Annotated in this window: 9 protein-coding genes; all 9 read left to right on the top strand. The window is 59.6% G+C overall.

Annotated features, from left to right (window positions below; all coding sequences use genetic code 11):
• The first annotated feature begins 56 nt into the window (after positions 1-56).
• The 9 genes from EV665_RS10000 to EV665_RS10040 all read left to right on the top strand — a co-directional run bounded on the left by EV665_RS10000 (position 57) and on the right by EV665_RS10040 (position 6,798).
• On the top strand, positions 57-1,130 hold the full coding sequence (locus tag EV665_RS10000) for an AI-2E family transporter (protein WP_133033977.1): 1,074 nt from the start codon (positions 57-59) through the stop codon (positions 1,128-1,130).
• 276 nt (positions 1,131-1,406) lie between these two features.
• Complete coding sequence (locus tag EV665_RS10005; protein WP_064328777.1) at positions 1,407-1,748, top strand: hypothetical protein; 342 nt, start codon at positions 1,407-1,409, stop codon at positions 1,746-1,748.
• 265 nt (positions 1,749-2,013) lie between these two features.
• Positions 2,014-3,207 carry a tyrosine-type recombinase/integrase gene (locus EV665_RS10010; RefSeq protein WP_133033978.1) on the top strand — a complete coding sequence of 398 codons (1,194 nt, stop codon included), beginning with the start codon at positions 2,014-2,016 and terminating at the stop codon, positions 3,205-3,207.
• A 94-nt stretch (positions 3,208-3,301) separates the two neighbouring features.
• Positions 3,302-4,159: a hypothetical protein gene (locus tag EV665_RS10015; RefSeq protein ID WP_133033979.1), complete on the top strand. Its 858-nt coding sequence runs from the start codon at positions 3,302-3,304 to the stop codon at positions 4,157-4,159.
• A gap of 234 nt (positions 4,160-4,393) precedes the next feature.
• The gene (locus tag EV665_RS10020; protein ID WP_133033980.1) at positions 4,394-4,585 is read left to right on the top strand and encodes a helix-turn-helix transcriptional regulator; all 192 of its coding nucleotides are present in this window, start codon (positions 4,394-4,396) and stop codon (positions 4,583-4,585) included.
• A 10-nt stretch (positions 4,586-4,595) separates the two neighbouring features.
• Positions 4,596-4,808, top strand: a complete 213-nt coding sequence (locus EV665_RS10025; RefSeq protein WP_133033981.1) for a hypothetical protein — start codon at positions 4,596-4,598, stop codon at positions 4,806-4,808.
• Positions 4,805-5,101, top strand: coding sequence for a winged helix domain-containing protein (locus EV665_RS10030; protein ID WP_133033982.1), 297 nt, complete (start codon positions 4,805-4,807; stop codon positions 5,099-5,101). The genes EV665_RS10025 and EV665_RS10030 overlap by 4 nt, the downstream gene beginning before the upstream one ends.
• Positions 5,102-6,535 (top strand): replicative DNA helicase, encoded by a 1,434-nt coding sequence (locus tag EV665_RS10035; RefSeq protein WP_133033983.1) that lies wholly within the window; start codon positions 5,102-5,104, stop codon positions 6,533-6,535. It abuts the gene before it with no gap.
• Positions 6,535-6,798: a hypothetical protein gene (locus tag EV665_RS10040; protein WP_133033984.1), complete on the top strand. Its 264-nt coding sequence runs from the start codon at positions 6,535-6,537 to the stop codon at positions 6,796-6,798. The genes EV665_RS10035 and EV665_RS10040 overlap by 1 nt, the downstream gene beginning before the upstream one ends.
• Positions 6,799-6,875 lie beyond the last annotated feature (77 nt).

A 6,875-nucleotide genomic window follows, 5' to 3' on the forward strand; every position in this document is an offset into this window, starting at 1 on the left:
AAATCCTGCACTGGTCTTGCAGGAAGGAAAGACCGGCCCCAGCCGACAAGGCAGACATGTCTATTCAGCGTACGAGCTTCTATGTCCTTCTGGCGCTTGTGACGATCGCCTTCATCTGGCTTCTCCTGCCCTATTACACCGCCGTCTTCTGGGCCGTCATCCTTGCGATCATCTTCTTTCCGGTCCACAGCCGGCTGGAACGCATGCTGCGCGGCCGCAGTGGCATCGCCGCCCTGCTGACGGTCCTGTTGTGCATCTGCCTCGTCATCCTTCCGGCGATGATCATCCTCGGGTCCCTCATCCAGGAGGGAACCAGCCTCTACCAGCGGATCAGCAGCAACGAGATCGACCTCAACGCATACTTCACCCGTATCCAGGATTCGCTGCCGGCATTTGTCGACAACTGGCTGAATTCGCTGCGGCTCGGCGGCTTCGCCGAACTGCGCGAGAGAATATCCTCGGGCTTCATGGAGGCGGGCCAGTCGATTGCGGGCAGCGTGCTGAGTTTCGGTCAGAACACGCTGCAATTCTTCATCAGCTTCGGTATCATGCTCTATCTCCTCTTCTTCCTGTTCAGGGACGGCGCCGCCCTCGGCCGGACGATCCGCCACGCGATACCGCTGAGCGACGACTATACGCGGCAGTTCGTCGACAAGTTCGCCGCCGTCGTGCGTGCCACCGTCAAGGGCAATATCATCATCGCGATGATCCAGGGCACGATCGGCGGCATCGCCTTCTGGGCCCTGGGAATCGAAGCCGCCTTGTTGTGGGGCGTCGTGATGACCTTCCTGTCGATGCTGCCGGCAATCGGCGCCGCGCTCGTCTGGGTTCCGGCCGCGATCTGGCTGTTCCTCATGGGCGCCTGGCTGAAGGGCGTGATCCTGGTCCTCATCGGCGTGCTGGTCATCGGACTGATCGACAACCTGCTGCGTCCGCCGCTGGTCGGCAAAGGCACGCGGCTGCCGGACTATGTGGTGCTGATCTCCACGGTCGGCGGCATCTCGCTGTTCGGCATCAACGGCTTCGTGATAGGCCCCCTGATCGCCGCCCTCTTCATCGCCGCATGGTCGCTCTTTGCCCAGCAACAGAACGCCGAGAAATCAGAGCCGACGGACACGAAAGGCATGTAAAATTTCGTCAAGCTACGGAGAGGTTTGAAGTTTCGAATGAATATTTTCAGAAAATCTGGCCGAGATTGAACGTCCCTTTGATCGATTCAACCGCGCAGCCGGAATATTTCTATTTCGTTTGGAATAATTCACGCAGACTTTCCAAGAAAATACAGGAATTTCATTTGCTTTCTACGACTTGAGGCGTAGACTGAAATAGTCCGGATTGCCATTGGCTCCAGGTCCGAGCGCGGGCCGTATCGATCCCGATAATCATCGATTAGAGGGAATAAAGTCATGTCATTCAGTCAAACCTTCGAAAAAGCAAAACCCTATATGGTGGGTTTCGTTCTTGGCCTCGTGGCTGCGCCGATCATCGCCTTCAACGCGGGATGGGTTTCCACCACCAGTGCACGGGCCGAAGCCGTGAAGACCGCGCGCGTAGAGACGCTTGCGGGCATATGCTCCGCCAATGCGGGGCGGATAGCCACTGCGAGCAGCACCGACCTTGCGACAATCAAGGGATATGAAAACCGTGCCAAGCGGGACGAACTCGTCGCCGCTGCCATGGTCGATATCGAGGTGCCGGCGGACCTTCTGAGCAAGGTCACCTTCGATTGCGGACGCACATTGTCCTGATGCTGCGACACTGCGCAACATGAAAACCGTTCAGATTGAATACGGCTTCGCGGCAATCATTGATTTCTTTGAAGAAATTAATGGTGCCCGGAGGCGGCATCCAATTGGAATATCAGCGTAATTCACTTCCTGTCACCGTTTATCAGACCCATTGACCAGCAGCCCTGTTCGTGTTTCGTTCAGGATCGTATATTTTCATCTCTTCTCACCCATGCTCACATTGAAAGGTGGATTGGCAGGGGGATGCAAAACGGGGCTGAAACGAATGCGAGCGACCAATCGGTTAACCGCAAGAGGCGTTGTTGGGCTTCCTCCCGGCAAGCATGCCGATGGCGGCGGTCTATGGCTGGTGAAGCGCGACGACGGCGGGGCGCAATGGGTGCTTCGCCTCACGATCCACGGCCGACGCCGCGAGATGGGGCTTGGGTCACTTCTGGACGTTTCCTTGAAGGAAGCCCGCGAGGCGGCCGACAAATGGCGCGCATCTGTTCGCGCAAATGTCGATCCGATCAAGGAGCGGGAGAAGCAGCGGCGCGAGGCAGCGAAGAAGCTGCATATCCTACAGGAGATTGCCGAAGACGCCTTTGAGAGCCGGAAGGCCGAATTGAAGGGTGACGGCAAGGCCGGCCGGTGGTTCACTCCGCTGGAGCTTCATATCCTGCCGAAGCTCGGAAAGGTGCCGGTTGCGGAAATCGATCAGACGGACATTCGCGACACACTCTCCCCGATCTGGCACGCCAAGGCAGAGACGGCACGGAAGGCGCTTAATCGCCTTGCGATCTGCATTCGCCACGCGGCAGCGCTGGGGCTAGATGTTGATTTGCAGGCAACGGAGAAAGCCCGCGCACTTCTCGGCCAGCAGCGCCACAAGGCGGAGAACATTCCGGCTCTACCATGGGCGGAGGTTCCGGCTTTCTACGCTTCGCTGTCCGATGGCACTATCACTCACCTTGCATTGCGGTTGCTGATCTTGACCGGCGTGCGCTCTGGGCCGCTTCGCTTCCTTCGCTTTGATCAGATCGACGGCGACATTTGGACCATTCCCGGCGAAGCCCAGAAGGGGCGCAAGGACAAGACGCCCGATTTCCGCGTGCCACTGGTGCCGGAAGCATTGGCAATCATCGAGCAAGCCAAGCCGCTCGCCCGCGATGGCTATCTCTTCCCTAGCGTCCGCAAAGGGGTGATTTCCGATGCCACCATGTCCCGATTGATGGAGCGCCGCGAGATGGCAGCTCGCCCGCATGGCTTCCGCTCCAGCCTTCGCGACTGGATCGCAGAAACCACGGATACGCCATACGACGTGGCTGAGACGACGCTGGGCCATGTGGTCGGCGGCAAAGTGGAGCGCGCCTATAGGCGAACTGATTTCCTTGAACAGCGTCGGAAGCTTTTGGAGCGATGGGCGAGCCACGTCACGGGCGGGAGCGGAAAACTCCTGCGCTTGGTGGAGAACGGATAGACACGGAACCCGTAGGGATAGGCCGGCCAGCCGACAAGCCAGGATGCACCGCCTGGTTTCCCTGCGGTAACACGGTGCTTCGCAAGGTGCTGCGATGGTGGACATTGACGACAAACTATTCTGGATCGGTGGACTTGGCTGGCCGGGTGACGCCTACGGTCAAGTGTTTCTTGGTCGAGCGGCCAGACAGTTAGGAAAGACACTTTTCCCGTCAGACTGGACCGGCGCGGAGATGATGACGGAGCTGCCATATCCAAGGGACGTGTTTTACATCGACGGCGAGGAACGAACGACGCCTAAGCCGCTTTTTTGGATCGAGGTCCACCTTCTCGATATTCTTGCTCGGGTTATTCGAGAGAACCACCCGGAGATTGGTATCCGCTTCACGCCGGGTCCGACGCGCCGGCCGGTGCTGACGGATGAGCAATATATGATGGCGTTGACGACTATCGAGCGCGTGAATCCTATCCGCGGCGCGGCACTTTCTCGCTGGGCCAAGGTCTCCGCCGAACTCGGCGCAGCACTTCGAGATGGTAAGATAAAGTTTGCTCTCCTGCCCACTCAAGGCGGTCAGTTCCTGACCGACACACAGCCTTTCTGGTGGAATATTCCATCCACAGCGCATCGGTGGATGCGGTGCCGAATGTCTCCGACCGAACCGTATTCTACGGCGTCTGTCGGTGCCGGGTTCATGTACATATTTGTGGACGACGCGGATCTCGCGTCTTTCCTGGCAGACCACCGAATGGCTGACGCCACCGCGGCCACGCCCATGCAGCAAAGCAGCAACAAAACCTTCACGGCGGCTCTCGCCCTGCTGTCGAACTGGAATCCGCCGAAGCGAACCATCCGGGCTTTCGAATCATACTGCAAGGAGAATGGCATCTCCTCCAAAATAGCCCGCGAAGCCTACGGAACACTTGGAACTGCCAAAGGCAGAAAGCGCGCTTAATTGTGCAGGAAATGCGCACGGGGGGGCTGTTCAGTCCTGCGCAATTACCAGAACGACTGTTCATTTCACGCGCAAGCAAGTTTATTTCGCAAAAAAATGAACAGGAAATGCGCACGAATTGCGCAAACATTTGAATAGACTGCGCATTTTTCAGCGCTCACCTTTCTCCTCGTTTTCAAACTTCCTCATGCCCGCTCACTGAAACGCGGCGAGGATCGAAACGAGGAAAAGCAGATGAATGCCCATGACCCGCTGCTGACGGCCAAGGAAAGCGCCGAACTCCTGACGGTCAGCATCCCCACCTTTTACCGTCTCCTTCAGAAGGGCCGTATCCCGAAAGCTGTTCGCCTTGGCGACCATCCGCGGTGGCCTCGCTCCGAAATCCTTGGCGTCATCGAAGCCGCTAAGCAGACGCGCGCGGCATAAGGGGGCGACGATGAAAACGAAGAACCCCGCCACGGGTATCCGGGGCGAGGCTCGAAATATCCAGCATCTTGGCGGAGCTGATGTTTCGAACCTTACCGAAAACACCCTCAAAACTCAATCTGAAATGCTGGCGGCCCACTCCGTCATGCGTAGGTTCGGCGTGTCGTATTTCCACGCCCTGACCGTCTGCCAGCTCCATGGCCTTGGAGGTACGGCAGCATGAAAAAGCTCACCATCACCGCCCGCATTCTTCCCGACGGCAAGCCCATGACGGTCATCGGCCGCGATGCCTGGGCTCTCCGCAATCTCATCAATGCCGGCACGGCCGGGTGCACTCCGATTGACCACCCCGGCCCGCGCTGGTCGCATTATATCTTCAAATTGAGGAGTTTCGGCTTCCTCATCGAGACCGTCCACGAGAACCACGGCGGCCCGTTCGCCGGCACCCACGCTCGGTACGTTCTGCGCTCCAGCGTGGAAGTCCTGCGCGCCTCCGATCAGCAGGAAGCCGCTTAAATGAGCGCCGCCCTTGACGCCAGCTATATCCCCGAACTGGAGCAGGAGGTGCTTGGCGCCCTTCTCCTCTCCGGTGACGTCAAACACGTACCCGGCTCTTTGGAGCCGGGACACTTCATCGAACCCTTCCACCGCGATTTGTTCGCCAGCATGAAGCAGGCGGCAGACCAATATCGTTCCGTCCGCTTGGATCTCGTTCGCAACGTGCTGGCCGCGACCGTCGACATGGAGCGGATAGCCAAGCAGCTCGGCATTCCCGTTCCCGAGTACCTCGCCCGCCTGGTCGGTGGCACCGTGCGCGGCGCCGCCGGGCTGAAGGACAGCGTTCCCGCCATGATGCACCAGTGGGCGCGCTTCTCGTTGGGGCGCGAGGCCGAACGCGCGCTGCTCGCCGCCGCTGATCCAGGTACCAGCCCGGCGGATATCATCCGCACCGCCACCCAGACCTTCGATGATGTGTCGTCTGCTCTCCGCCGTGGCAGGCACCGCAAGACCCTGTTCAGCATCGGCGAGGCTTCGGACAATGCTGTCTCTGCAGTGTCTGAAGCCATGAAGCAGGGCGGCGGCCTCACGGGCACCACCTGGGGCCTCACCGACGTAAACCGCGCCACGGGTGGAATACAGGCGGGGGAGATGACCATCATCGGCGCTCGCCCGTCTATGGGCAAAACGGCCGTCGCCCTCTCCATCGCCATCCAGGCGGCGCAGGCCGGTGCCGGTGTAGGATTTATCTCGCTGGAGATGGCCGCACGCTCCTTAGCCTTGCGTGCCCTGACCGACATTGCCTTCAACGAACATGGTTCGATCGCCTATGCCGACCTCTTGACCGGTCGCGTCAGCGAAGCCGATTTCGAAAGGATCGTCCTGGCGCAACGCAAGCTGGATACGCTTCCGTTGATGATCGAGGATGCTTCCGGCCTGTCCATGCCCGAGATCCGCGCCAAGGTGGATCGCATGGCCGAGAACGCCGAGCGGGCCGGCACGCCGCTCAAGGTGCTGGCGGTGGACTATCTCCAGCTCATCGCTGCCTCGGCACGCTATCAGGGCAACCGCACGGCGGAAATCACCGAGATATCGGCCGGCCTGCGCAATCTCGCCCGTGAATACAATGTGGCGGTGCTGGCGCTCTCGCAGTTGTCGCGTCAGGTCGAGAGCCGAGACGACAAGCGCCCGATGCTCTCGGATCTGCGGGAAAGCGGCTCGATCGAACAGGACGCCGATACGGTTATCTTCCTGTTCCGCGAGGCCTACTATCTCGGCAAGGCCAAGGGAAAGAACGCCGACGAAGAGGCCGACCGCATGGAGAAGCTTGCGGCCTGCCAGAACAAGCTTGAATTCATCATCGCCAAGCAGCGGATGGGCGCCACCAGGACGGTGGACCTGTTCATCGACGTTGCCAGTTCCGCGGTGAGAAACGCAGCGAGGGCGATGTAATGGCACGAATTCGCACCATCAAACCCGAATTTTTCAAGCATGAAGGTATCTTCGACGCCGAGCAGGAAACGGGGTTGCCCTTGCGCCTCGCGTTCGCCGGCCTCTGGACCCAATGCGACCGGGAGGGGCGTTTTGCCTGGCGGCCGCGCCAGCTCAAAGTGGACATTCTGCCCTATGACGAACTGGACTTTTTACGCGTGCTCGACGCGTTGGCCACGCGTGGTTTCATTGTGAAATACGCGTCGGTGTCAACGGCGGAGTAAAAACCGGCCACGGGGCGGAGCAAAAGTCGGCCACTGCGGCGCCGGCCTGAGACCGCCGGGAGGGCTTAAGCCCGAGC

The sequence above is a fragment of the Shinella granuli genome (genome assembly GCF_004341885.1).
Lineage (GTDB): Bacteria > Pseudomonadota > Alphaproteobacteria > Rhizobiales > Rhizobiaceae > Shinella > Shinella granuli.